The organism is Pseudomonas sp. H1h (assembly GCF_000633255.1).
In the GTDB taxonomy this organism is placed as follows: domain Bacteria; phylum Pseudomonadota; class Gammaproteobacteria; order Pseudomonadales; family Pseudomonadaceae; genus Aquipseudomonas.
In genome coordinates, this window is sequence record NZ_AYMJ01000015.1 from 231693 (window position 1) to 256033 (window position 24341).

20 protein-coding genes are annotated in these 24341 nt (G+C 60.5%); 14 read left to right on the forward strand and 6 right to left on the reverse strand.

The genetic code is table 11. From position 1 onward, the window contains the following. Positions 1 to 196 precede the first annotated feature (196 nt). A complete protein-coding gene (gene rapA / locus U862_RS0112720) occupies positions 197 to 3043 on the forward strand; it encodes an RNA polymerase-associated protein RapA (protein ID WP_025110750.1) in 2847 nt (948 codons plus the stop codon). A 175-nt stretch (positions 3044 to 3218) separates the two neighbouring features. On the opposite strand, the gene U862_RS0112725 is transcribed toward rapA, so the two are convergent. Further along, positions 3219 to 4568, reverse strand: coding sequence for an MFS transporter (locus U862_RS0112725; protein ID WP_025110751.1), 1350 nt, complete (start codon positions 4566 to 4568; stop codon positions 3219 to 3221). A 300-nt stretch (positions 4569 to 4868) separates the two neighbouring features. Between U862_RS0112725 and U862_RS0112730 the strand changes: the two genes are divergently transcribed. After that, positions 4869 to 5237 (forward strand): YkgJ family cysteine cluster protein, encoded by a 369-nt coding sequence (locus U862_RS0112730; RefSeq protein WP_025110752.1) that lies wholly within the window; start codon positions 4869 to 4871, stop codon positions 5235 to 5237. Positions 5238 to 5385: 148 nt separating this feature from the next. Continuing rightward, positions 5386 to 7668 (forward strand): bifunctional diguanylate cyclase/phosphodiesterase, encoded by a 2283-nt coding sequence (locus U862_RS0112735; RefSeq protein WP_025110753.1) that lies wholly within the window; start codon positions 5386 to 5388, stop codon positions 7666 to 7668. On the opposite strand, the gene U862_RS29600 is transcribed toward U862_RS0112735, so the two are convergent. Next, a complete protein-coding gene (locus U862_RS29600; protein ID WP_177327335.1) occupies positions 7559 to 8455 on the reverse strand; it encodes an NAD(P)-dependent oxidoreductase in 897 nt (298 codons plus the stop codon). The two genes, U862_RS0112735 and U862_RS29600, sit on opposite strands and share 110 nt — an antisense overlap. A gap of 194 nt (positions 8456 to 8649) precedes the next feature. Between U862_RS29600 and U862_RS0112750 the strand changes: the two genes are divergently transcribed. Further along, positions 8650 to 10848 (forward strand): hypothetical protein, encoded by a 2199-nt coding sequence (locus U862_RS0112750; RefSeq protein ID WP_025110755.1) that lies wholly within the window; start codon positions 8650 to 8652, stop codon positions 10846 to 10848. Between the two features lie 278 nt (positions 10849 to 11126). On the opposite strand, the gene U862_RS0112755 is transcribed toward U862_RS0112750, so the two are convergent. Then, complete coding sequence (locus tag U862_RS0112755) at positions 11127 to 11447, reverse strand: DUF2288 domain-containing protein (RefSeq protein WP_025110756.1); 321 nt, start codon at positions 11445 to 11447, stop codon at positions 11127 to 11129. Positions 11448 to 11800: 353 nt separating this feature from the next. Between U862_RS0112755 and U862_RS0112760 the strand changes: the two genes are divergently transcribed. The 5 genes from U862_RS0112760 (at position 11801) to U862_RS0112780 (ending at position 16801) form a co-directional block, all read left to right on the forward strand. Continuing rightward, positions 11801 to 12928, forward strand: coding sequence for a branched-chain amino acid ABC transporter substrate-binding protein (locus U862_RS0112760; protein WP_025110757.1), 1128 nt, complete (start codon positions 11801 to 11803; stop codon positions 12926 to 12928). A gap of 230 nt (positions 12929 to 13158) precedes the next feature. Next, a complete protein-coding gene (livH, locus tag U862_RS0112765) occupies positions 13159 to 14082 on the forward strand; it encodes a high-affinity branched-chain amino acid ABC transporter permease LivH (protein ID WP_003222384.1) in 924 nt (307 codons plus the stop codon). After that, positions 14079 to 15335: a high-affinity branched-chain amino acid ABC transporter permease LivM gene (locus tag U862_RS0112770; RefSeq protein WP_025110758.1), complete on the forward strand. Its 1257-nt coding sequence runs from the start codon at positions 14079 to 14081 to the stop codon at positions 15333 to 15335. The genes livH and U862_RS0112770 overlap by 4 nt, the downstream gene beginning before the upstream one ends. Beyond that, on the forward strand, positions 15332 to 16099 hold the full coding sequence (livG, locus tag U862_RS0112775) for a high-affinity branched-chain amino acid ABC transporter ATP-binding protein LivG (RefSeq protein WP_025110759.1): 768 nt from the start codon (positions 15332 to 15334) through the stop codon (positions 16097 to 16099). Before U862_RS0112770 ends, livG begins: the two co-directional genes overlap by 4 nt. After that, positions 16100 to 16801 carry an ABC transporter ATP-binding protein gene (locus tag U862_RS0112780; RefSeq protein ID WP_003222380.1) on the forward strand — a complete coding sequence of 234 codons (702 nt, stop codon included), beginning with the start codon at positions 16100 to 16102 and terminating at the stop codon, positions 16799 to 16801. It abuts the gene before it with no gap. Positions 16802 to 16973: 172 nt separating this feature from the next. Here the strand turns inward: U862_RS0112780 and U862_RS0112785 are convergent, their stop codons facing one another. Together U862_RS0112785 and U862_RS0112790 are read right to left on the reverse strand one after the other, a co-directional pair. Next, the gene (locus U862_RS0112785) at positions 16974 to 18212 is read right to left on the reverse strand and encodes a DUF2599 domain-containing protein (protein WP_025110760.1); all 1239 of its coding nucleotides are present in this window, start codon (positions 18210 to 18212) and stop codon (positions 16974 to 16976) included. A gap of 32 nt (positions 18213 to 18244) precedes the next feature. After that, on the reverse strand, positions 18245 to 19948 hold the full coding sequence (locus tag U862_RS0112790) for a DUF2599 domain-containing protein (protein ID WP_025110761.1): 1704 nt from the start codon (positions 19946 to 19948) through the stop codon (positions 18245 to 18247). A gap of 213 nt (positions 19949 to 20161) precedes the next feature. On the opposite strand from U862_RS0112790, the gene U862_RS0112795 reads away from it, so the two are divergent. The 4 genes from U862_RS0112795 to U862_RS0112810 are packed head-to-tail and all read left to right on the forward strand — an operon-like array spanning position 20162 to position 22608. After that, positions 20162 to 20467: a DUF2282 domain-containing protein gene (locus U862_RS0112795; protein ID WP_025110762.1), complete on the forward strand. Its 306-nt coding sequence runs from the start codon at positions 20162 to 20164 to the stop codon at positions 20465 to 20467. Between the two features lie 25 nt (positions 20468 to 20492). After that, on the forward strand, positions 20493 to 21380 hold the full coding sequence (locus U862_RS0112800) for a DUF692 domain-containing protein (RefSeq protein WP_025110763.1): 888 nt from the start codon (positions 20493 to 20495) through the stop codon (positions 21378 to 21380). Continuing rightward, complete coding sequence (locus U862_RS0112805; protein WP_025110764.1) at positions 21377 to 22135, forward strand: DUF2063 domain-containing protein; 759 nt, start codon at positions 21377 to 21379, stop codon at positions 22133 to 22135. Before U862_RS0112800 ends, U862_RS0112805 begins: the two co-directional genes overlap by 4 nt. Beyond that, on the forward strand, positions 22132 to 22608 hold the full coding sequence (locus U862_RS0112810) for a DoxX family protein (RefSeq protein WP_025110765.1): 477 nt from the start codon (positions 22132 to 22134) through the stop codon (positions 22606 to 22608). Before U862_RS0112805 ends, U862_RS0112810 begins: the two co-directional genes overlap by 4 nt. A gap of 108 nt (positions 22609 to 22716) precedes the next feature. On the opposite strand, the gene U862_RS0112815 is transcribed toward U862_RS0112810, so the two are convergent. Next, entirely contained in the window at positions 22717 to 23631 is a 915-nt protein-coding gene (locus U862_RS0112815; protein WP_025110766.1) for a LysR family transcriptional regulator, read from the reverse strand. Positions 23632 to 23734: 103 nt separating this feature from the next. Between U862_RS0112815 and U862_RS0112820 the strand changes: the two genes are divergently transcribed. Further along, complete coding sequence (locus U862_RS0112820; RefSeq protein WP_025110767.1) at positions 23735 to 24334, forward strand: short chain dehydrogenase; 600 nt, start codon at positions 23735 to 23737, stop codon at positions 24332 to 24334. The last annotated feature ends 7 nt before the right edge of the window (positions 24335 to 24341 follow it).

A 24341-nucleotide genomic window follows, 5' to 3' on the forward strand; every position in this document is an offset into this window, starting at 1 on the left:
AGCGAAGGTGGCTTGAGCCGCTGGTCGCAAACTTGTGACCGGGTTGGCACTCACAGGTGCCGCAAGCCTTCGAAAAACCGACGCATGACCTAATCTTCCCTTTGCAGTTAAAAGCCGGGAGCGGCTGCTAATCCTTTGGCCTCAGGGCCTCATTCCGTTAAGATAGCCCGCTTTTTCAAGGTGGGAGTCAGGCAGCATGGCGCAGCAGTATCAACCGGGGCAACGCTGGATCAGTGACAGCGAAGCAGAGCTTGGTTTAGGCACCGTTCTGGCACAGGACGGCCGCTTGTTGACCGTGCTTTACCCGGCCACTGGCGAAACCCGCCAGTACGCGCTACGGAATGCGCCCCTCACCCGCGTGCGGTTCTCGCCGGGTGACACCATTACTCACTTCGAAGGCTGGAAGATGACCGTGCGCGAAGTCGACGACGTCGACGGGCTGATGGTCTATCACGGCCTCAACGGGCAGAACGAAGCGGTCACCCTGCCGGAAACCCAGCTGTCGAACTTCATTCAGTTCCGTCTGGCCAGCGACCGTCTGTTCGCCGGGCAGATCGACCCGCTGTCGTGGTTCTCCCTGCGTTACAACACCCTGGAACACACCAGCCGCCAGTTGCAGTCCTCGCTCTGGGGCCTGGGCGGTGTGCGTGCGCAGCCGATCGCGCACCAGTTGCACATTGCCCGTGAAGTCGCCGACCGCATCGCGCCGCGGGTTCTGCTGGCCGACGAAGTGGGTCTGGGTAAAACCATTGAGGCCGGTCTGGTGATCCATCGCCAACTGCTCTCGGGCCGCGCCAACCGCGTGCTGATCCTCGTCCCGGAAAACCTGCAGCACCAGTGGCTGGTGGAAATGCGCCGCCGCTTCAACCTGCAGGTTGCGCTGTTCGACGAAGAACGCTTCATTGAAAGCGATGCCAGCAACCCGTTCGAAGACACCCAACTGGCGCTGGTGGCGCTGGAGTGGCTGGTCGAAGACGAGAAAGCCCAGGACGCACTGTTCGCCGCCGGTTGGGATCTGCTGGTGGTCGACGAAGCCCACCACCTGGTCTGGCACGAAGACAAGGCCAGTCCGGAATACACCCTGGTCGAGCAGCTCGCTGAAACAATTCCCGGCGTGCTGCTGCTCACCGCCACCCCGGAACAACTCGGTCAGGACAGCCACTTCGCCCGTCTGCGCCTGCTCGACCCGAACCGTTTCCATGATCTGGCCGCGTTCCGCGCCGAGAGCGACAACTATCGCCCGGTGGCCGAAGCCGTTCAGGAACTGCTGGACAAGGGGCGCCTGTCGCCCGAAGCGCACAAGACCATCCACGGTTTCCTCGGCAACGAAGGCGAAGCCCTGCTGACCGCGGTCAATGATGGCGACACCGAAGCCAGCGCCCGTCTGGTGCGCGAGCTGCTCGACCGCCACGGCACCGGCCGCGTGCTGTTCCGCAACACTCGCGCGGCGGTGCAGGGGTTCCCGGAACGCAAACTGCACCCGTACCCGCTGCCGTGCCCCGACGAATACCTTGAGCTGCCGCTGGGTGATCACGCCGAGCTGTACCCGGAAGTCAGCTTCCAGGCCCAGCCGGACGCCAGCGAAGAAGAGCGCTGGTGGAAATTCGACCCGCGTGTCGAGTGGCTGATCGATCAGCTGAAAATGCTCAAGCGCACCAAAGTGCTGGTGATCTGCGCCCACGCCGAAACCGCGATGGACCTCGAAGACGCGCTGCGCGTGCGCTCCGGCATCCCGGCCACCGTGTTCCATGAAGGTATGAACATCCTCGAGCGTGACCGCGCCGCCGCCTACTTCGCCGACGAAGAGTTCGGCGCGCAGGTGCTGATCTGCTCGGAAATCGGCAGCGAAGGTCGCAACTTCCAGTTCGCTCACCACTTGGTGCTGTTCGATCTGCCGTCGCACCCGGACCTGCTCGAGCAGCGGATCGGCCGTCTCGACCGGATCGGCCAGAAACACATCATCGAGCTGCACGTGCCGTACCTGGAAACCAGCCCGCAGGAGCGTCTGTTCCAGTGGTACAACGAGGCGCTGAACGCATTCCTCAACACCTGCCCGACCGGCAACGCCTTGCAGCATCAGTTCGGCCCACGCCTGCTGCCGCTGCTCGAAGAAGCTGACGACGGCGAGTGGCAAGCGCTGATCGACGAAGCGCGCACCGAGCGCGAGCGTCTGGAACAAGAGCTGCACACTGGCCGCGACCGCCTGCTGGAACTCAATTCCGGCGGCGCTGGCGAAGGCGACGCGCTGGTTGAAGCGATCCTTGAGCAGGACGATCAGTTTGCCCTGCCGATCTACATGGAAACCCTGTTCGATGCGTTCGGCATCGACAGCGAAGACCATTCGGAAAACGCCCTGATCCTCAAGCCAAGCGAGAAGATGCTCGACGCCAGCTTCCCGCTGGGCGATGACGAAGGCGTGACCATCACTTACGACCGCAATCAGGCGCTGTCGCGTGAAGACATGCAGTTCATCACCTGGGAACACCCGATGGTGCAGGGCGGCATGGACCTGGTGCTGTCCGGCTCGATGGGCAACACCGCCGTCGCGCTGATCAAGAACAAGGCGCTGAAACCGGGTACCGTGCTGCTGGAACTGCTCTACGTCAGCGAAGTGGTGGCCCCGCGTTCGCTGCAACTGGGCCGCTACCTGCCGCCGGCCGCCCTGCGCTGCCTGCTCGATGCCAACGGCAACGACCTGTCGCCACGGGTCTCGTTCGAAACCCTGAACGACCAGCTCGAAAGCGTGCCACGTGCCAGCGCCAACAAGTTCATCCAGGCCCAGCGCGATCAGCTGACACCACGGATCAACGCCGGCGAAGACAAGATCACCCCGCGTCACGCCGAGCGCGTGGCTGAGGCCCGTCGTCGTCTGGCTGCCGATACCGAAGAAGAACTGGCGCGCCTGACCGCGTTGCAAGCGGTCAACCCGACCGTGCGCGACAGCGAACTGGATGCGTTGCGCAAGCAGCGTGAACAGGGTCTGGCGATGCTCGATAAAGCGGCGCTGCGCCTGGAAGCGATCCGGGTGCTGGTGGCGGGCTGAGTCCGCTGCTCCAACGCTATAAATGAAAAGGCCCGCAGTGATGCGGGCCTTTTTGTTTGCCTGATATTTATCGGGTGATGCTGATGGCCTCTTCGCGAGCAAGCCCCCTCCCACATTCGAGCGCATTTCCTCCTGAAAGAACCCGGTCAACTGTGGGGCCTGCTCGCGAAGGCGATCATGCCGTCGCCGCAGAACCCACAGGCTCAACCACAGCCACCAACCCCTCTCTCATCCGCTGCGCATCGCGCACAAAACACCGCGCTGCCAGAAACAGAAATACCATGGTAAAGAACAGTGCCACCGGTATCAGGTACATCGCGTCATGCAGGCCCACTGCCTTGAACGCCTCGGTCATCTGCTCAGCCCCCGCCGAGATCATCGCCGATTTGGCAAAGTGATCGGACAAGGCCCCCACCACCACCGGCCCCAGTCCGCCGCCGAGCAGGTACAACCCGGCAAAGAACAGCGCCATCGCCGTGGCCCGCAGGCGCGGTTCGACCACGTCCTGAATCGCCGTGTACACGCAGGTGTAGAAGTTATAGGCAAACAGCCAGCCGACGCTGAACACCGCGACGAACACGCCGATCTCGACCCGGCCCGCATGCAGCGCCCACGCCGTGCACACGGTCGAGATGATCAGGCTGAACCCGGCAAACAGCAGCCGGCCATTGGCGACCCGTTGATGGATCTTGTCGGCGATCCAGCCGCCGAGGGTCAGGCCGATCAACCCGGTGATACCCACGATCACCCCGGTCGCAACCGCCGCTTCCTGCAACGGCATCAGGAAATACCGCTGCAGCATCGGCACCAGAAACGAGTTGCAGGCATAGGTCGCGAAGTTGAAACACAAACCCGCCATCACCAGCCAGAGGAAGGTTGGCACAGCAAGAACCCGGCGGATCGGCTTGTCGACCCTCTCCTGGGACACCTGCACGGTTTCCGCCGCACCGCGTTTAGGCTCCTTGATGAAGAACATGAACACTGCGAGGATCAGCCCCGGCACCGCCGCGATAAAGAACGGCGCGCGCCAGCTGTCGAACGCCTTGACCATCGCGCCGATGGTAAAAAACGCCAGCAGCAGCCCCAACGGCAGGCCGAGCATGAAAATGCCCATCGCCCGTGCCCGACGGTGCGCCGGGAACAGGTCGCCGATCAACGAGTTGGCCGCCGGCGCATAACTGGCTTCGCCAATGCCGATGCCCATGCGCACCAGCAGAAAACTCCAGAAGCTGCCGACCAGCCCGTTGACCGCCGTCAGCGCGCTCCAGGTCGCCAGGCCCCAGCCCATCAGTTTGCTGCGCGAGCCGGTGTCGGCCATGCGCCCCAACGGCAGGCCGGCAATCGCATACACCAGGGTGAACGCAGTGCCGACGATCCCCAGTTGAAAGTCGCTGAGGTGCCATTCCATGCGGATCGGCTCGATGATGATCGCCGGAATGGTGCGATCGAAGAAATTGAACAGGTTGGCAAGGAACAACAGGAACAGAATGCGCCAGGCATTCGCCGCTTGGGTCGAGTTCTGCATGGGTCCGTCTCTTTATTGTTATAGGGCTTCACTGCCGTCGCATCCGAGCCCGGAACCTGCAATCTAGACAGGCGGCTCAGGGCTGTCTGTGATCATTCGTCAGCCTGATGACGGCCCATGGCACTGTAACGAAACGTAAGCCCTTGATAACTCAGCAATCCCCGATAAACCGGGGCTTTCACGGCAAAACCCGGCTACAAAAAAATACTTTCGCGCCCCCCTTCCCAAGTTCATGGCGAAGCCTAGAATAGCCGCCGGATCCGTCCGGATTCGCCGATCAATCCCTTTGATGCCCTCCCCATGTCCGAAGTCAGTCCGTGTCTGAATTGCGGTGCCTGTTGTTCCCATTTTCGTGTGTCTTTTTTCTGGGGTGAATGCGCTTCCTCCGGCGGTACGGTGCCCGATGAACTGGTCACCCAGATCAGCCCCAGCCGGGTGGCTATGAACGGCACCGACTGCAAATCACCACGGTGTACTGCGCTGGTCGGTGAGGTCGGCAGCCAGGTGCAGTGCTCGATTTACGAACAGCGCTCCAGCCCCTGCCGTGAATTCGAATCGTCCTGGGAAAACGGCGAACAGAATGTCGACTGCGACAAGGCCCGTGCACGCTTCGGCCTGCCGCCTCTGCAACCGGACTGGGCCGAGATCCCTTTTGAACAAAGCGCCTGACGCTTAGCGCAAAACGCTATGACGCTAATGTCGAAATCATTAGCGCCAATGTGCCACTACGCCTTGCACCCCACAAACGGCCTCTATACTGCTGTCATTCGCCTGCGTTAATCGCGCAGTCAGGACGACTTCAGAGACGGGGCATGCTATGGAGTGGCTTGGTTTGCAGTTTGTTACCGAGCTGCCGGAGAGCGGGCAGGTCATTCTCGATTGCACACATAACCCCTTGCTGGTGCTGGTGGCCTATCTGGTCGCCTGCGCCGCGAGTTTTGCCACGCTCGACATGGCCGAACGGGTCGGCCACGCCGAAGACCCGGGCTCACAACGGGTGTGGCGCTGGATCGGCGCCACCTGCCTGGCCGGCGGCATCTGGGCCATGCACTTTATCGCCATGCTGGCGTTCCAGGCGCCGATCGAAATTCACTACGACCTGGCGATCACCCTGTTTTCCCTGCTGATCGCCCTGCTCGCCTCATGGCTGGCGATGCACACCTTGAGCACCCCGCAACCCAGCCTGGTGCACTACCTGAAAACCGCCATCGTCATCGGCCTGGGCATCGCCGGCATGCATTACGTTGGCATGGCGGCGATGCACTCGGTGGCTATCGCGTATTACCAGCCCGTGCTGTTCTGCCTGTCGATCCTGATTGCCATTGGCGCCAGCTACGCCGCGCTGTGGGTCGCCGGTTATTTGCGTGAAGGTAGCGGCCGGTTTCATCAATTGCTCAAATACACCGCCGCGGTGATCCTCGGCGCCGGCATCATCAGCATGCATTTCACCGCAATGGCCGCGCTGCACCTGGTGTTGCCCGAAGGCACAGCGCCGACGCTGAGTGCCGAAACCAACCACCTGCAACTGGGCCTGACGGTCGCGCTGATCATCCTGCTGATTCTGGGCAGCGCGATCAGTGCGGCGCTGGCCGACAAGAAGCTGCAGAGCAAGGAACACGACCTTCGCCGGGTCAATGCCCTGCTCGGCCAGCTCGATCAGGCGCGGATGTCGCTACAGCAAGTGGCCAACTACGACGCCCTGACCAACCTGATCAATCGCCGAGGCTTCAATCAGATCTTCGCCGAGAAGCTCAGCCAGAAAACCAGCGAAGGCGGCATGCTCGCGGTGATGTTTCTCGACATCGACCACTTCAAGCGGATCAACGACAGCCTCGGGCATGACGCCGGTGACGCCTTGCTCAAAGTCATCGCCCATCACATCAAGAGTTCGGTGCGCAGCCATGACGACGTGGTTGCACGTTTTGGCGGCGACGAGTTCTGCATCCTGATTGGCCTGCACGACCGCGAAGAAGCGCGCACCATGGCGCAACGGATCATGCAGAAAATGAAGGAGCCGATCGAGCTGGCCGGACGGCGTATGGTGATGACCACGAGCATCGGCATCAGCCTGTTCCCCGACGATGGCACCACCTGCGAAGAACTGCTCAAGCATGCGGATCTGGCGCTGTATCAGTCCAAGGGCGCCGGGCGTAACGGTCTGCATTTTTTCAGTTCGAACATGAAGACCCGCGCCAGCCTTGAACTGCAACTGGAAGAAGAGCTGCGCCAGGCCCTGCGTGAAGAGCACGGGCTGACGCTGTATTACCAACCGATCTTCGAACTGAAAACCGGCCGGGTGACCAAACTCGAAGCATTGATCCGCTGGCAGCACCCGGTGCATGGCCTGCTGGCTCCGGACCGTTTTATTGCGATTGCCGAAACCAACGGCCTGATCGCCGAACTGGACAACTGGGTGCTGCGCAGGGCCTGCACCGACCTTGGCGAACTGACGCGCCATGGCTGCGACGAACTGAAAATCGCCTGGAACTGCTCGCCACTCAACCTCGCCCGGGAAGAGCTGGCCGACGAAATCGAAAGTGCGCTGCGCAGCGCCGGAGTCGCACCCGAGCGGCTGGAACTGGAGGTCACGGAAAACGCGCTGATGGGCAACATCGCCAACACCCTGGTGCTGTTGCGGCAGATTCGCGCGCTTGGCGTGTCGTTGTCGATTGACGATTTCGGCACCGGCTATTCATCGCTGGCCTACCTCAAGCGCCTGCCGCTCAACACGCTGAAGATCGACCGCTCGTTCATCCTCGACATCCCCACGGCAACCGCCGACATGGAGATCGTCCAGGCAATCATCGTCATGGCCCACACCCTGCATTTACAGGTGGTGACCGAAGGCGTGGAAAGCCTGGAGCAATACGAGTTTCTTGAACGCTCGGGTTGCGACTTCATTCAGGGCTATCTGCTCAGCCGCCCGGTGCCGCTGGACGAATTACGCCCGGTGCTGGAAGAAATCAATCAACGCAAGCACTCCCACGCGGTCAATCCGCTGAGTCTGGCGCGCGGTACATTTGAACCAGTGTCGCTGGATCCTTGTGCAAAAAGCCCTGCGCCCCATGCAGGCGCATCAGTTGTGCGGCCAATCCGCTGATCGGCGTGGCCGAACCCTGTTCGCGCGAAAATTTAACCGCCGTATCGAGATCCTTGAGCAGCGTGCGCACGTGCCATTTCACCGGTTCGAAACGGCTCTCGGCCATTTGCGGGGCAAGGATCTGCAACGGTTTCGAATCGGCAAAGCCACCGGCAAGCGCTTCGGCGATCAGGCTGGCATCGACCCCGGCCTGCTCGGCCAGCGCCACCACTTCGGCGATCACCAGCGCATTGCAGGCGACGATCATCTGATTGCAGGCCTTGGTCACTTGTCCCGCGCCAACGCCACCCATGTGCGTGACGCGCTGGCCGAGGTTGAGCAGCACGGGGCGTACTCGCTGCAGATCCTGCGCCGTACCACCGACCATGACTGCCAGGCTGCCCGCCTCGGCGCCGACCACACCGCCGGACACCGGTGAATCGAGCCAGGCCATGCCGGTCCGGTCTGCCAACTCGGCCGCCATCTCACGCGTGGCGGTTGGTTCGAGGCTGGAAAAGTCCACCAGCAACTGGCCTGTTTTCGCACCTTCAGCGACACCGCCAGCGCCAAACACCACCTCGCGCACGACCGCCGTGTCAGCCAGACACAGCATCACCACGTCCGCTTGTTCGCACAACTGCGCCGGGGTCGCGACTTGCCGGGCGCCGGCTTCAACCAGTGGCGCGCACTTGGCCGGGTTGCGATTCCACACGGTCAGCGGGTAACCCGCCGCCAGCAGACGACGGCACATCGGCAGGCCCATCAGGCCGATTCCGGCAAACCCCAACGAAGGTAGCGTTGACATCATTTTGCCTCTTTTCGATTAAAGATCACCGAATGATGGCCGATTCATGAACGATCAGGAAAGGATTCCCCCGCGCGACAATCAGGCCAAGCCCCTGACGCCCGGGCCAAATTCGCGCATACAAGACGCGAGATCTAATTCCGTGAGGCTCGCTGACACTGGTCAGCAGACCAACCAGTCCAGGTATATGGCGCACAATGACTTCTAAAAACAATCCCGCCACTGCGGTATCCGACCTGACTCTGAGCCCTGCGGCGAACAGCCCGGCGCCGATGAAGCCATTGCCTCCTTCGCGCCCGCTGGGCACCCACCAATATCTGTACTACACCGAAACCAACACTGATCGCATCCTCGACAACCTCGATGGCCTGCGTGACCTGGTGTTCCCGCGTCCGCCGCACCTGGAAGGCGACAACGAACAGCACAACGACCAGGAATTCCCGTCGGTGTGCCTGATCGGCCTCGGTCGCTGCGGCTCCAACATCGCCCTCGACGTCGCGGAGCTGGTGTACAACGCGCGCAAGTTCTACCTCAACGAATTCAACAACGAAGACCGTGCGGCAGATCGCCGACTGGCCGACAAAGGCTACAGCCCGGCGCAGTGGATCAAGAACAACCTGCGGATCGGCCCGAACAAATCGAGCAAACCGGTGTTTCTGGTGGAACCGCTGGTGATGCTCGGCGACCTCGACAAGGACATCGCCGGGCGCATCCGTTTCTCGCGCAAGGGCGAGAAAAGCGGCTTTCTGCGCGACTACAGCAAAATGAAGATCATGGACTTGTCCGAAGTCCACGCCGGTGGCGCCGGTAACGCGCCGATCCTCGGCCAGTACCTGGCCAAGATCATCCTCAACAAGGACACCCAGCGTTTCTCCAGCCCCGACTGGAAAATGATCCATTCGTACCTGATCGACAGCTGCGGCATCAAGGCCAACCAGTCGCGCCTGTACTTCTCGATCTTCAGTGCCGGCGGCGGTACCGGTTCGGGCATGGCCTCGGAATTCGGCCTGGCCCAGCAGCACTCGTACATGAACAAGACGTTCGACACCAAGCCGATGGACGAACATGACGGCAAGAGCGGTCATTCGTTCGTGTTCGAACCGATCTTCACCAGCGGCATCTGCGTGCTGCCGAACATTTCCGACCACCGCAGTGAAATGTCCGAGGCGCTGCACATCAACGCCGGGCGCCTGCTGTGCAAATACCTCTCGGAAGAATGGGATTTCTCCTACAACTTCGCCAACGAAGACAGCAGCGAAGCCAGCGTCATGGGCCGTATCCGCCCATGGAACGCAATGATGCTGATCTCCAACGACATCATGCGTTACGCCGAAGAGAGCGATGACGGCAACATCCAGAACATTGATGTCAATGCGATGGAGAAGCACGCCAACCAGTACATCTCGCAGCAGATCTTCAACATTCTGACCGCACAGGCCGTCACCACTGACTACGACCAGAACTACTTCCGTCGTGCCGGCATCGACATCGGCGAAACCATTCGCCTGGACGCCAACGACCTGTTCATGAGCCTGGCCGGCCCGGTGGCGATTGCCTACGCCGAATCGGTGGTGCCGGAAACCCCGCCGCCGAGCAGCGACAAGTTCAAGGTGTTCGACAAAGAGCCGCAGCGCCTGAACATCGACGACCTGTTCTTCCGCTCCATCGACCTGCCGCACTTCAACAAGGTCACCCAGGCGATCGAAGGCATCAGCCTGCTGCCGATCGAGTCCAAGCGCTATCGCGCTTCGCTTGAGCAGTACAAGAATTCCGGCTACGACGCCGCCGCCCTGCACGACCTGCACTTCTTCAAGAACTGCTCGTCGGTGGTCTCGATCGTTTCGCTGCCCAAAGACTACAAGCTGTCGTACATGGACCTGAATCGGCTGAAGACCCACCTCAACAGCCTGTTCCCCAACACCACGCTCAAGCGCTACGCGTTGGTGATCGGCGCCTCGGCCAACCTGTCGCTGACCACCCTGATCGCCAAGAGTCCGTGCCTGTCGGACGACTTCCTGACGCTGATCGTGGCGTTCATCAAGCGTTGCTTCGCCAAGACCCCGTACCGTTTCGACGAGACCCTGGACAACTCGATTCTCGACTTCATCATCAATGAAGAATTCGACGAAGACCGCATCGACGATCTGCTCAACGAGTTCGAGAATCCGGCGAAAATCCTCGACACCAACTGGTACGCGATCAAGCCGATGTACGAGAAGAAGTACCGCGAGCTGATCAACGACAAAGACAAGTTCGTCTCGATCAACGACATTCGCCTGTCGCGTGACTGCGTGAAGAAGGCGATCAAGTACCTGCGCGAGATCTACCGTCACCGGATCGGCAAGACCAAGGTTATTTCCCTCAATAACCATACGGGCAAGACTTACTCGGTCTGATCGAAGACCGCGTCGCCCCATTCGCGAGCAAGCCCGCTCCCACATTGGAATGCATTCAATTGTGGGAGCGGGCTTGCTCGCGAAGAGGCCTTTGAAAACACCGCAAAACCCGCAATATCCAACATCCAGAAACAATTAAGCAGCCCGCAGGCTGCTCAATAAACTGTTCCCGTTACGTTTACGTCACCGTGAGCCACCCACGCTTGTGGCATTTCTCTACGGCAACGTGCCATCACGCTACTCGGCTACACACTTTTCGCTGATGACCCTGCGCACCATCAAGGTGCAGCGTCAGAAGCGCCTGCCCTTTCCTGGACCAGAATCCACGGCCGCACCACCACTGCCCACATCTCGGGATCGCGCTCGAAAAGATCCAGCGCCCGCGTTTCAGACAGCTTGGCGAGTTTGTCTTCGGCCAGCCAGGCAGCCACTTTCTCGCCATCATCTGCCGCCACGGCCTCGGCGGCGGCGATCAAATCAAGCGTAGGGTCGACCCACAATAGGGCACCCTTGGCGAAGAACGGCTCCAGCTCTTTCCAGGTAATAGATGCGGTTTCACCAAGCAGCTTGGCATAGAGGGTGCTAGGTTCTTGATTCATGGGACTGTCCGGAAAAGAAATCGACGCGAATGATAACGTCGGTGGTCCGGCAGAAAAACCCGGTTGCAAAAGGCTTCACCGAACGAAAAGAGCAGGAACGCCAAGGAATGCTGCTGTTTGGGGCATAAGCCCCTCGAAAGCCCCGCCGCAATTCTGTCTTTTTCATTCAAAAATGCGACACCCACAAGTTTTGCCCCCTGGCGCCAGCTTCCCAGGCCAACAACCGGCGCTCTACACTGTACCGGTACAGTTGCCGGGGGCATTTCCGGAGGGTATCGCAAAGATATCTGACCCGGTTCTGCTGCTACGGCGCCAGAACTCAAAAAAAATTACAACAGTAAGAGTGGAGCACTATGACTAAGGCTACTAAGCAGATTTCCAAACTGTTTGCCGCTATGGTTCTGGCCGGGGTTGCCAGCCATTCGTTCGCAGCTGACACCATCAAGATCGGTATCGCCGGCCCTAAAACCGGCCCGGTAGCCCAATACGGCGATATGCAGTTCAGTGGCGCCCGCATGGCCATCGAACAGATCAACGCCAAGGGCGGGGTCGACGGCAAGAAGCTCGAAGCCGTTGAATACGACGATGCCTGCGATCCGAAACAAGCGGTAGCGGTAGCGAACAAGGTCGTCAACGACGGCGTCAAGTTCGTGGTCGGTCACCTGTGCTCCAGCTCCACTCAACCGGCTTCGGACATCTACGAAGACGAAGGCGTGATCATGATCACCCCGGCTGCCACCAGCCCGGACATCACCGCCCGTGGTTACAAGATGGTCTTCCGCACCATCGGTCTGGACAGCGCCCAGGGCCCTGCCGCCGGTAACTACATTGCCGATCACGTGAAGCCGAAAATCGTTGCCGTACTGCACGACAAGCAGCAATACGGTGAAGGCATCGCCACCGCCGTCAAGGCGACCCTGGAGAAGAAAGGCGTGAAAGTCGCCGTGTTCGAAGGCGTCAACGCCGGCGACAAGGACTTCTCCTCGATCATCTCCAAACTCAAGCAAGCCAACGTCGACTTCGTTTACTACGGCGGCTACCACCCGGAACTGGGTCTGATCCTGCGTCAATCCCAGGAAAAAGGCCTGAAAGCCAAGTTCATGGGCCCGGAAGGCGTGGGTAACGACTCCATTTCGCAGATCGCCAAAGACGCCTCCGAAGGCCTGCTGGTGACCCTGCCGAAATCCTTCGACCAGGATCCGGCCAACGTCGCTCTGGCAGATGCATTCAAGGCGAAGAAAGAAGACCCGAGCGGCCCGTTCGTGTTCCCTTCCTACTCGGCGGTTGAAGTGATTGCCGGCGGTATTGCCGCGGCCAAATCCGAAGACCCTGCCAAAGTGGCCGAAGCCATTCACGCCGGCACCTTCAAGACCCCTACCGGCGACCTGAGCTTCGACGCCAAGGGCGACCTGAAGGACTTCAAATTTGTGGTTTACGAGTGGCACTTCGGCAAACCAAAAACTGAAGTTTCGCCTCAGTAAGGCGCGCCCTGACTGACTGCCAATAAAGCCCACGGCGTGCCGTGGGCTTTGTTTTACGAATGTATGGGCCGCGCTGGCGTGATCCGCCAGTCTCCCCACCTGAAAATCTCAAAACCGTCATCAGCGGTTCGCTGGCAAAACCCGGATTCGAAGTGGATACAGATCCACGGGGCCGGGCGGGAAAATGACTCCACCAGTGAAATGCGTATCAGGTTTTTAGGAGCGTTGTAATGCCTGACATCTATCACTTCTTCCAACAGCTGGTTAATGGCCTGACCATTGGCAGCACGTATGCCCTGATCGCCATCGGCTATACGATGGTCTACGGCATCATTGGAATGATCAACTTCGCCCATGGCGAGGTGTACATGATCGGTTCCTACGTGGCGTTCATCGCCATCGCCGGGCTGGCCATGATGGGAATCGACAACGTCCCGCTGTTGATGACCGCGGCGTTTATCGCGAGCATCGTTGTCACCAGTTCGTACGGCTACAGCATCGAACGGATTGCCTACCGCCCCCTGCGCGGCAGCAACCGTCTGATCCCGCTGATTTCCGCCATCGGTATGTCGATCTTCCTGCAGAACACGGTTCTGCTGGCGCAAGACTCCAAGGACAAATCCATCCCCAACCTGATCCCCGGCAACATTTCCATCGGGCCAGGTGGCGCACATGAAGTGCTGATTTCCTACATGCAAATCGTGGTGTTCGTGGTGACCCTGGTCGCCATGCTCGGCCTCACGCTGTTCATCTCCCGCTCTCGTCTGGGCCGCGCCTGCCGCGCCTGCGCCGAAGACATCAAGATGGCCAACCTGCTGGGCATCAACACCAACAACATCATCGCCCTGACCTTCGTCATCGGTGCTGCACTGGCGGCCGTCGCGGCTGTACTGCTGAGCATGCAGTACGGCGTGATCAACCCGAACGCCGGTTTCCTCGTCGGCCTCAAGGCCTTCACCGCTGCGGTACTGGGCGGGATCGGCAGCATCCCCGGCGCCATGCTCGGCGGGCTGGTGCTTGGGGTGGCGGAAGCGTTCGGTGCCGATATCTTCGGCGACCAGTACAAGGACGTCGTGGCTTTCGGCTTGTTGGTTCTGGTGCTGTTGTTCCGTCCGACCGGCATTCTGGGCCGTCCGGAGGTTGAGAAAGTATGACTAGGAATCTTAAACAGGCACTGTTCAGTGCCTTGCTGGTGTGGGCCGTGGCCTACCCGGTACTCGGTCTGAAACTGACCATCGTCGGCATCAACCTCGAAGTGCACGGCACCAGCCCGGCCATTCTGGCGACCATCGCCGTGTGCTCGGTGCTGATGTTCCTGCGGGTGCTGTTCAACCAGCAGATCAGCAAGGCGTGGAAATCCTCGCCGGGCCTGCCGTTGATCCCGGCCAAGGCCAGCAATTTCCTGACCCTGCCGACCACCCAACGCTACATCATCATCGCGCTGATCCTTGGCGCGCTGATCTGGCCGTTCTTCGGCTCGCGTGGCGCGGTGGACATTGCAACGCTGATCCTGATCTACGTGATGCTCGGCCTCGGCCTGAACATCGTGGTCGGTCTGGCCGGCCTGCTCGACCTCGGTTACGTCGGTTTCTACGCCGTCGGCGCCTACAGCTACGCGCTGCTCTCGCACTACTACGGCCTGAGCTTCTGGATCTGCCTGCCAATTGCCGGCCTGATGGCGGCGACGTTCGGCTTCCTGCTGGGCTTCCCGGTGTTGCGTCTGCGCGGTGACTACCTGGCGATCGTGACCCTGGGCTTCGGCGAGATCATCCGTCTGTTCCTGCGGAACCTGACCGATATCACCGGCGGCCCGAACGGCATCAGCAACATCGAGAAACCGACGTTCTTCGGCCTGACATTCGAACGCAAGGCCGCGGAAGGCATGCAAACCTTCCACGAGTATTTCGGCCTCGAATACAACTCGATCAACAAGGTGATCTTCCTCTACCTGGTTGCCCTGTTGTTGGCACTGGCGGCGCTGTTCATCATCAACCGCCTGCTGCGCATGCCGATCGGCCGTGCGTGGGAAGCGCTGCGTGAAGATGAAATCGCCTGCCGCGCACTGGGTCTGAATCCGACGATCATCAAGCTGTCGGCGTTCACCCTGGGCGCGAGCTTCGCCGGTTTCGCCGGCAGCTTCTTCGCCGCCCGTCAGGGTCTGGTGACCCCGGAATCGTTCACCTTCATCGAGTCGGCGATCATCCTCGCCATCGTCGTGCTGGGTGGCATGGGCTCGCAATTGGGCGTGATTCTCGCGGCCGTGGTGATGATCCTGTTGCCGGAAATGATGCGTGAGTTCAGCGAATACCGGATGTTGATGTTCGGTGCGCTGATGGTGTTGATGATGATCTGGCGTCCACAAGGTCTGCTGCCGATGCAACGCCCACACATGGAGTTGCGAAAATGAGCCGCGAGATCCTTAAAGTCGAAAACCTGAGCATGCGCTTCGGCGGCTTGCTGGCGGTCAATGGCGTGGCCCTGACCGTCAAGGAAAAACAAGTGGTGGCGCTGATCGGGCCGAACGGCGCGGGCAAGACCACCGTGTTCAACTGCCTGACCGGTTTCTACCAGCCATCGGGCGGCAGCATCCTGCTGGACGGCGAGCCGATCCAGGGCCTGCCGGGGCACAAGATCGCCCTCAAGGGCGTGGTGCGCACCTTTCAGAACGTGCGGTTGTTCAAGGACATGACGGCGGTCGAGAACCTGCTGATCGCCCAGCACCGTCACCTGAACACCAACTTCCTGGCCGGCCTGTTCAAGACCCCGGCGTTTCGCAAGAGCGAACGCGAGGCGATGGAATATGCCGAATACTGGCTGGAAAAGGTCAACCTGAAAGAGTTCGCCAACCGTACCGCCGGGACCCTGGCCTACGGTCAGCAACGGCGCCTGGAAATCGCCCGCTGCATGATGACCCGTCCGCGGATCCTCATGCTCGACGAACCTGCGGCCGGTCTGAACCCGAAGGAAACCGAAGACCTCAAGGCGCTGATCAGTGTGCTGCGTGAAGAGCACAACGTGACTGTGTTGCTGATCGAGCACGACATGAAACTGGTCATGAGCATTTCCGACCACATCGTCGTGATCAATCAGGGCACGCCTCTGGCCGATGGCACGCCGGAACAGATCCGCGACAATCCTGAAGTGATCAAAGCCTACCTGGGGGAAGCGTAAATGCTGCAGTTCGAAAACGTTTCCACCTTCTACGGCAAGATCCAGGCCCTGCACAGCGTCAACGTCGAAGTCCGTCAGGGCGAGATCGTGACCCTGATCGGCGCCAACGGTGCCGGCAAGTCCACGCTGCTGATGACGCTCTGCGGTTCGCCGCAGGCGCACAGCGGCAGCATCCGCTACATGGGTGAGGAACTGGTCGGCCAGGACTCGTCGCAGATCATGCGCAAGAGCATCGCCGTGGTCCCGGAAGGTCGCCGGGTGTTTGCCCGTCTGACCGTTGAAGAGAACCTGTCGATGGGCGGTTTTTTCACCGACAAGGGCGACTATCAGGAGCAGATGGACAAGGTCCTCGGCCTGTTCCCGCGCCTGAAAGAACGCTTCAACCAGCGCGGCGGCACCATGTCCGGCGGCGAACAGCAGATGCTCGCCATCGGCCGGGCGCTGATGAGCAAGCCGAAGCTGCTGCTGCTCGATGAGCCGTCGCTGGGTCTGGCACCGATCATCATCCAGCAGATCTTCGACATCATCGAACAGCTGCGCAAGGACGGTGTGACGGTGTTCCTGGTCGAGCAGAACGCCAACCAGGCGCTGAAAATCGCTGACCGTGCGTACGTTCTGGAAAACGGCCGCGTGGTCATGCAAGGCACCGGTGAAGCCCTGCTGACCGACCCGAAAGTGCGCGAGGCGTACCTCGGCGGTTGATGCATTTCGCCCAACAAAAAAACGGCCTTCGGGCCGTTTTTTTGTATTTTGAATTCAACGCACATCCCCTGTGGGAGCAGGCTTGCTCGCGAAGACGATTTTACATTCAGCACGTGTGCTGACTGATGCACCGCTTTCGCGAGCAGGCCCGCTCCCACAACATCAACAGCCCTTAATAAGGGTTGCAGTACTGCGCGACTGCGGTGGCCTGATCGACATAAGGCCGTGCCGGCTCAAGGTTCCACTCAGGCTTGTTCCTGACCGGCTTGCCATCGTAGACCGCCGCCAGATGACAGACCATCTGCCGGCGCAACGAGCCACCATTGACGCTGTACTGACGCCATTGCGGATCGTCCTTGTGCTTGTTGTACAGCTCGGCAAACATCCGGTCGGTCTGGTCATCCTTGATCGCGCGGCCGCATGCGGTCGGCACTACCGAGAGCGACCAGGTGTTCGGCCCCAGCTTCGGATCGGGACGTTGCACCCAGGTGCTGGACTCGATGTACTTGTCGCAGAATTTTGGTTCTGCCGGCGTCGAGGTCTGGATGCACGAGAACGAGGCCTTGGCGACCGGGGTCCGCGGGAAGTCGATCTTGATGATATTGCGGTCCTTGCCAGTCTTGGCCTTGTAATCCTTTTGATTGGCCAACGCATCATTCAGGCCGCGCTGATCGCTGTAGAAGAACGCCAGAATCGGTAGCTCATCGGTTTTCGGGTTGCCCAGGCGCAGTTCGGTCTGGGTTTGAAATTCGCGGCTGTTGATGACTTTGCGCGCGCCCATGAAGTTGCGAAAGGCGTCGACCCGCTCCTTGCTGCTCATCGGATTGCGCATGTTGAAGCCACACTGCAACTGGTCCTGCTGCCGATTGTTGTTGTACTGGGTGAAGTGCGCCACCCAGGCATTCGGCGTCGTGATCGGTGGTTTCATGGCCTGACAGACCGCCTCGGTCGGGGCGGTGTTTTTGTTGTCGCCACAGCCACGGTCGTTGCGAAAGTCGGTCCAGGCATCGTTGGGAAATGCACAGTAGACATGCACCGGGGTTTCCGGGTCGCGCACCAGATCCCTTGGCGTAATCAGGTAGCCGTTCTGCGTGCTCATGCCCGGGTCTTCATAACTGATGCCGTCGGCGCGCATGTACGAGGCGGCAAACGTGCCCAGTTCCACGGCTTTCGGGCTGGGATTCCACACGTCCCATTTCTGCCCTTTGGCAGGGTCGGCCCGGTGCGTGCCGCGCACCAGCAGCCCCGAACAATCCGAGGCGGGATCCTGCCCGCAACTGTCGACGGTGTTGTTGTACAACGTTTCGACCTTCTTCAGTGTCTCCGCGCATGACTCGGCATTGGCCCACGTCCCATGCGCCAGGAGCGGCAACATGAGCAATGGAGCGAACCTGTTCAGACGTTTTTTCATGGCTTGCATCTCCTTGATTAGCCAACACACACTCAACGCGGGACCGGGTTGCAACCCGCGGCGCGAGTCTCGCTGTCCGACAACGCCGGCCTGAACGGCTCCAGATTCCATGGCGTCTTGCTGCGGTAATTGACCAGCACGCAATTCAATTGCTGACGCATGCTGCCGACGGATGTTTCGTTGTCGCGCCAGTTGCTGTCCGCCCCCTTGAGGGCGAACAACTGGTCGTACAGAACGCCGACCTGCTCATTGGGCAAGGCGCGCCCTGCTGCGGTGGGCACCACGCTCAGGGTCCACTCATCCTTGCGAGTGCCGGGGTCGTAGCGTTTGATCCAGTCGGCAGAAGCAATGTATTGCGGTGCCAGGACTGGCACTGGATTGCAACCGGCCTTCGCCGCCTCCTGCGGGCTGACCACGGGGCGGAACGGCTCCAGATTCCACTCGGTCTTGGCCGGATAGTTCTGCACCAGACAGCTCAGTTGCTGACGCATGCTGCCCGCGGCTTTCTCGTTATCACGCCACTGGCTGTCGGCGCCACGCAAGGCGAACAGCTCTTTGTAAACGGCCTCTTGGTCAGAGCTCTGAACCGCCTTGCCCTGCGCCGTCGGGGTAATTTTCAGCGACCATTCGTTCTTCCTGGTGCCCGGGTCATAGCGCTCGACCCACACCGCATCCGCGATGTACTTGGGCGCCGGGGCGCCGGCCACCACCATGTCATCGATTGCCTGATCAGCCGCGACATAACTGAAACGCTGCTCGGCAGGCTGGGTGAAATCCAGGCGCAGAATCGGCACGCTGTAACCCTGGGCCTTGAGTTTTTTCTGGAAATTGCGCGCGCTGTTCAGGCCGTTCTCCGGTTTAGGCGGTGCCTGATCACCGCGCGTGGCGAAGTTCTGCGTGCTGTTGACGTTGTAAATGAAGGCGTCGATGTACTTCATGTTTTCGCTGCCGTCGTTGGTCGCGGTGGCATTCTTCAACATGAATTCGTTGACCTGGGCACTGAAGGCAAAGGGGTCTTTGTTGGTGGTGTTCGGGCGCGATTCGTGTACCCGGATCATCGCCTGCCAGTCGCTGGGTTTTTCCGCGTTCCATGAGCACTGGCCGTACTGGATCGGGCCCCTCATCAGCCCGGTGTATTTCTGCGTCCATTGCTCGGCGGTGGTCACTCCGGCTTCGGCACAGGTGCCGTAGGCCAGCGCGGCATTGCGGTTGTTCATCGTGCCTTGGGCTGCGCGCGGTGGCTCGCGACTGTCAAAGAAGCCGCAGCCGTACCATTTGCGCTCCGGTCCGGTGCCGCCATCGAAGGCGTAGATACACGTAAAGCCCTGCTCCTTGACGGGCAGCTTCAGCGCTGCCGCATCGGTGGGAGTGCGCAGGATGAATCCGGCCGGATGGATGAGAATGCGCGTGCTCAGATCCTTGCGAATCCACGAGTAGGACGTCGCGCCGATCTTGATCGCGTAAGGGCTGTAGTCCCACGGGTTGAACGGCCCGTCGTTGACCATGCGCAAGGTCACGCCGCTGCAGTAATACAACCCGCGCGCGGCACCGGTATCAGGTTCCTGGCAGGCGTCCTTGAGGGTGTTGTAGTTGCTGTTGATGCGCTTGAGCGTGTCCAGTGGGTCGGGTTGCGGCTGGGCATTAACCGTCGTGAACGACAGCGCCAGCGTGCAGCCCAGGGCAAACGATGAAACCTTGCGCGATAGCGCAGCAGAGTCTGAGCGATCCTTCGTCATGAGATACCGTCCTGGTAAATCGGCCTGTCAGAGTGGCCGTTGAAATGACTATAGAACAGGAGGGAGTGAACACAATCACTGTGGGTTACAGGGTTCTGAAGATTTTCTGAAAAAGTTTCGGCTCGGCTGTAACGCATCGCCATGAGCTTTCTCTAGTGAGGTAAGCAAGCGCATTTCGCTTGCAAATCCCACGCTCAAATCTGGAGAAACATCATGACTGCTACCACTCGCACTCTGTCCGCTACTGCCCTGGTTCTGGCCCTTGGTTCTGCCCTGAGCATGGCCGCCGTGTCGACCGTCCACGCCGCTGATGCCGACATGGAGAAATGCTTCGGCGTGGCCATGAAAGGTCACAACGATTGCGCAGCAGGCGCAGGCACCACGTGTGCCGGCACCGCAAAAATGGACTACCAGCCAAACGCCTGGAAACTCGTACCGAAAGGCACCTGCGCCACCACCGAGAGCAAGACCTCGCCGACCGGTTTCGGTCAGATGCAAGCGTTCAAAGCCAAGTCCTGATCCACCGCCTGCCTGAGTGACGATCATGTTCACCCTCGACGAACCTGTCCCACCCCGCACTCAGGCAGCCCTTCCCGGGCTCCCGCCCCGTGCCGGGCTGGGGCTCAAGACCGGGCACTTTCGTGAAGTGCTCGGCACCCAACCGGACCTCGGCTTCTTCGAAGTCCACGCCGAAAACTACATGGTCGACGGCGGTCCGTTTCATCATTTTCTCGGTTTGATCCGCGAGCAATATCCGCTGTCGCTGCACGGCGTCGGGCTGTCCATCGGGGCCGAAGGGCCACTGGACGTTCAGCACCTGCAGCGCCTCAAGGTGCTGATCGAGCGCTATCAACCGCAATCCTTTTCCGAACACCTGGCCTGGTCGAGCCATGGCCCGGTGTTTCTCAATGACCTGCTGCCACTGGCCTATGACACGCCGACTCTGAACCGCGTCTGCGCGCACATCGACCAGGTGCAGAACACCCTCAAGCGCCCGATGCTGCTGGAAAACCCTGCGACCTATCTGGGGTTCCGGCGCTCGACCCTCGACGAAGCAGACTTCATAGCCGAAGTGGTGCGGCGCAGCGGCTGCGGCCTGCTGTTGGACGTCAACAACGTCTACGTCTCGTGCATCAATCATCAGCGCGATCCGCTGACTTATCTCGACGCGCTGCCATTGCACGCGGTCGGTGAGATTCATCTGGCCGGATTTGCCGAAGACAGCGACAGCCTCGGTGACCGTTTGCTGATCGACGATCACGGTGCGCCGATCGATCAGGCGGTCTGGACCTTGTACCGGCAAACGCTGCAACGCACCGGCCCGATAGCCACCCTGATCGAGCGCGACAATCAGGTGCCGGCCTTCGATGTGTTATTGGCCGAAGCGCGGCAGGCCGACGAAATGCTGCTCGGTGCGGGAGTTCGATCATGAGCACTCAAGCGGCTTTTGCCGCCGCCCTGCTCGACCCGCAACGGCCCTGCCCCGAGGGTTTATGCAGCGCCAACGGTGCTGATCCTGCCAGCCGATTCTCGGTGTATCGCAACAACGTGCAAGGTTCGCTGATCAATGCTTTGGCGGACAGTTACCCGGTGGTGCTGCAATTGGTCGGCGAGGATTTTTTCCGTGCCATGGCTGCCGAGTTCGTACAACAACAGCCGCCACACAGCCCGTTGATGAGTCGCTACGGCGAAGCACTGCCGGCCTTCCTCGACGCCTTCGAACCGGCAGCGAGCGTGCCGTATCTGGCCGACGTGGCACGGCTGGAGCACCTGCGCACCCGCGCCTACCACGCCGCCGATGCACTGCCCGTGCGCCCGCAGCAGATCACCGCGGCACTGGCCGATCCCGATGGACTGAGCGACCTGCGCTTCAGGCTTCATCCGTCGCTGCACCTGCTCGACTCGAACCACGCCGTGGTCGCGGTCTGGGCCGCCCATCAGGGTGACGCGACGCTGGCCGGCATCGACGTCGACCACGCACAGCACGCCCTGGTGCTGCGCAACGGTCTCGACGTCGAGGTGTTTGCCCTCGAACCCGGCGCCAGCGCGTTTCTGCGTCAACTGCTCAATGACCAACCGCTGCTGGCGGCCGCGCAAAACAGCCCGCCATTTGACCTCAGCCACACCCTCGCGCTGCTGATTGCGCACAACGCCATCGTTGACCTGAACAACAAGGAATCGCCATGAACAATCTCATTACCCGCGCCATCGCGCTGCTGGAGAAAATTCCCCACAGCCTGATCGCTTTCATCGCGCGTTTTTCGATTGCCGCGGTGTTCTGGAAGTCCGGCCAGACCAAGGTCGAAGGCCTGGCCATCGACCTGATCGACGGCACCTTTCAACTCGGCTGGCCACGCTTGGCGGACTCGACCATTCCATTGTTCAAAAGCGAGTACCACGTGCCGCTGCTGTCACCGGAAATCGCCGCGCACATGGCCGCGTTCGCCGAGCACTTCTTCCCGGTACTGATCCTGATCGGCTTCGCCACGAGATTTTCGGCGCTGGCGTTGCTGGGCATGACCCTGACCATTCAACTGTTCGTCTACCCGGATGCGTATCCGACCCACGGTACCTGGGCGGCGGTGTTGCTGTACTTGATGGCGACCGGGCCGGGGAAATTGTCGATCGATCACCTGATCGCACGCCGCTTCGCAAAATAAGCAAAACCCTTGTGGGAGCGAGCCTGCTCGCGAATGCGTTGGTTCAGTCAACACATAAAGTGACTGCGAAACCGCAATCGCGAGCAGGCTCGCTCCTACAGGAATGGGTTATCGCTGAAGTCGATCCAGCGCCTCGCCGCTGCGCTTGAACCAGCCGATCAGGTAATCCGCCAGCACTTGCGTGCGTTTCGGTAACCCGCCCTGATACGGATGCACCAGGTACATCGGCATACGTCGGGTCTGAAAGTCGCGCAGCAGCCAGCCCAATCGGCCGTCCGCCAGTTCCGTCTGCAGCAGATACGAGGGCAACCGTGCGATGCCGGCACCGGCCAGCGCAGCCTTTTTCAGCAGGTTGTAGTGGTTGCTGGCAAACGGCCCCGACACCCGCACCCTGAGCAGTTCGTGCTGCTGGTGATACAGCCACTCTTCGCGGCCACTGTAATGGCTGTTAAGCAGGCAACGGTGTTCGGCCAGATCCTGCGGGGTCAGTGGCTCGCCGAACTGTTCAAGATACGCCGGGCTGGCGCAGGTCATTTCCTGCCAGGCCAGCAAGGGTTTGGCCACCAGGCGTTCGTCATTGGCCACCTCGGTGCGAATCGCCAGATCAAAGCCATCGCGCGACAGATCCCGATAATTGTTGTTCAGCTCCAGCTCGATCTGCACTTCGGGGTATTTTTGCGAAAACTCCAGCAGCAAGCCGTCGAAGAAGGTTTCCCCCAGCGACACCGGCACCGTCATCCGTACCGGCCCGGCCATGTCGTCCTTCAAACGCGCCAGCGCCTGACGCGCCCGCTCCACCTGAACCACCAGCGCCTGGGCCTGCGGCAACAACGCGGCGCCCGCCGCCGTCAGGCTCAAGCGGCGCGTGGTGCGTTGCAGCAACACCACAGAAAACTGCGCTTCGAGCTGGCTGATGCGCTTGGACAGCTGGCCCTTGCTACAACCCAATTGCTGCGCCGCGAGGGTGAAACTGCCTGCCTCGATCAATACCGCAAACGCCGCCAGATCATCCATTTCACTCATGGATTGTTTCCATTTGAAAACCAAAGGTTGCCTATTAGTGCGCTTATCCACAGAAAAAACCACTCTAGACTGAAACCTCGTTCAACCCATTGAGGATAAGCCCATGAAAATTCTGTTGATCGGTGCCGCCGGCACCATCGGTTCGGCCGTGGACAAAGAACTGAGCCAGCGCCACGAAGTGATTCGCATCGGTCGCAGCAGCGGCGATTTCCAGGTGGACATCAGCGACAGCGCTTCGATTCGCCAACTGTTCGAGCAAACCGGCAAGTTCGACGCGCTGGTCTGCGCGGCCGGCAACGTGACCTTCGCCCCACTGGGCGAGATGACCGCCGACAGCTTTGCCCTGGGCTTGAAAGACAAGCTGATGGGTCAGGTCAACCTGCTGCTGATCGGCCGCGAGTACGCCAACGACGGCGCCTCGTTCACCTTCACCACTGGCGTGCTCAGCCACGACCCGATCCGCACTGGCGCCTCGGCGGCACTGGTCAACGGCGCACTCGACAGCTTCGTGAAAGCCGCAGCCATTGAACTGCCACGCGGCCTGCGGGTGAACTCGATCAGCCCGACCGTGCTGCTGGAAGCCATGGGCAGCTACGCCCCGTACTTCCGCGGTTACAAGCCGGTTCCTGCGGCCGATGTGGCGTTGGCCTACGCGAAAAGTGTCGAAGGCCTGCAAACCGGCCAGACCTTTCACGTCGGCTAACCCCCTT

Bases quoted from the DNA above. Each gene is read 5' to 3' on its own strand.
- rapA (WP_025110750.1), top strand. From the start codon at position 197: ATGGCGCAGCAGTATCAACCGGGGCAACGCTGGATCAGTGACAGCGAA.
- U862_RS0112725 (WP_025110751.1), bottom strand. From the start codon at position 4,568: ATGCAGAACTCGACCCAAGCGGCGAATGCCTGGCGCATTCTGTTCCTG.
- U862_RS0112730 (WP_025110752.1), top strand. From the start codon at position 4,869: ATGTCCGAAGTCAGTCCGTGTCTGAATTGCGGTGCCTGTTGTTCCCAT.
- U862_RS0112735 (WP_025110753.1), top strand. From the start codon at position 5,386: ATGGAGTGGCTTGGTTTGCAGTTTGTTACCGAGCTGCCGGAGAGCGGG.
- U862_RS29600 (WP_177327335.1), bottom strand. From the start codon at position 8,455: ATGATGTCAACGCTACCTTCGTTGGGGTTTGCCGGAATCGGCCTGATG.
- U862_RS0112750 (WP_025110755.1), top strand. From the start codon at position 8,650: ATGACTTCTAAAAACAATCCCGCCACTGCGGTATCCGACCTGACTCTG.
- U862_RS0112755 (WP_025110756.1), bottom strand. From the start codon at position 11,447: ATGAATCAAGAACCTAGCACCCTCTATGCCAAGCTGCTTGGTGAAACC.
- U862_RS0112760 (WP_025110757.1), top strand. From the start codon at position 11,801: ATGACTAAGGCTACTAAGCAGATTTCCAAACTGTTTGCCGCTATGGTT.
- livH (WP_003222384.1), top strand. From the start codon at position 13,159: ATGCCTGACATCTATCACTTCTTCCAACAGCTGGTTAATGGCCTGACC.
- U862_RS0112770 (WP_025110758.1), top strand. From the start codon at position 14,079: ATGACTAGGAATCTTAAACAGGCACTGTTCAGTGCCTTGCTGGTGTGG.
- livG (WP_025110759.1), top strand. From the start codon at position 15,332: ATGAGCCGCGAGATCCTTAAAGTCGAAAACCTGAGCATGCGCTTCGGC.
- U862_RS0112780 (WP_003222380.1), top strand. From the start codon at position 16,100: ATGCTGCAGTTCGAAAACGTTTCCACCTTCTACGGCAAGATCCAGGCC.
- U862_RS0112785 (WP_025110760.1), bottom strand. From the start codon at position 18,212: ATGAAAAAACGTCTGAACAGGTTCGCTCCATTGCTCATGTTGCCGCTC.
- U862_RS0112790 (WP_025110761.1), bottom strand. From the start codon at position 19,948: ATGACGAAGGATCGCTCAGACTCTGCTGCGCTATCGCGCAAGGTTTCA.
- U862_RS0112795 (WP_025110762.1), top strand. From the start codon at position 20,162: ATGACTGCTACCACTCGCACTCTGTCCGCTACTGCCCTGGTTCTGGCC.
- U862_RS0112800 (WP_025110763.1), top strand. From the start codon at position 20,493: ATGTTCACCCTCGACGAACCTGTCCCACCCCGCACTCAGGCAGCCCTT.
- U862_RS0112805 (WP_025110764.1), top strand. From the start codon at position 21,377: ATGAGCACTCAAGCGGCTTTTGCCGCCGCCCTGCTCGACCCGCAACGG.
- U862_RS0112810 (WP_025110765.1), top strand. From the start codon at position 22,132: ATGAACAATCTCATTACCCGCGCCATCGCGCTGCTGGAGAAAATTCCC.
- U862_RS0112815 (WP_025110766.1), bottom strand. From the start codon at position 23,631: ATGAGTGAAATGGATGATCTGGCGGCGTTTGCGGTATTGATCGAGGCA.
- U862_RS0112820 (WP_025110767.1), top strand. From the start codon at position 23,735: ATGAAAATTCTGTTGATCGGTGCCGCCGGCACCATCGGTTCGGCCGTG.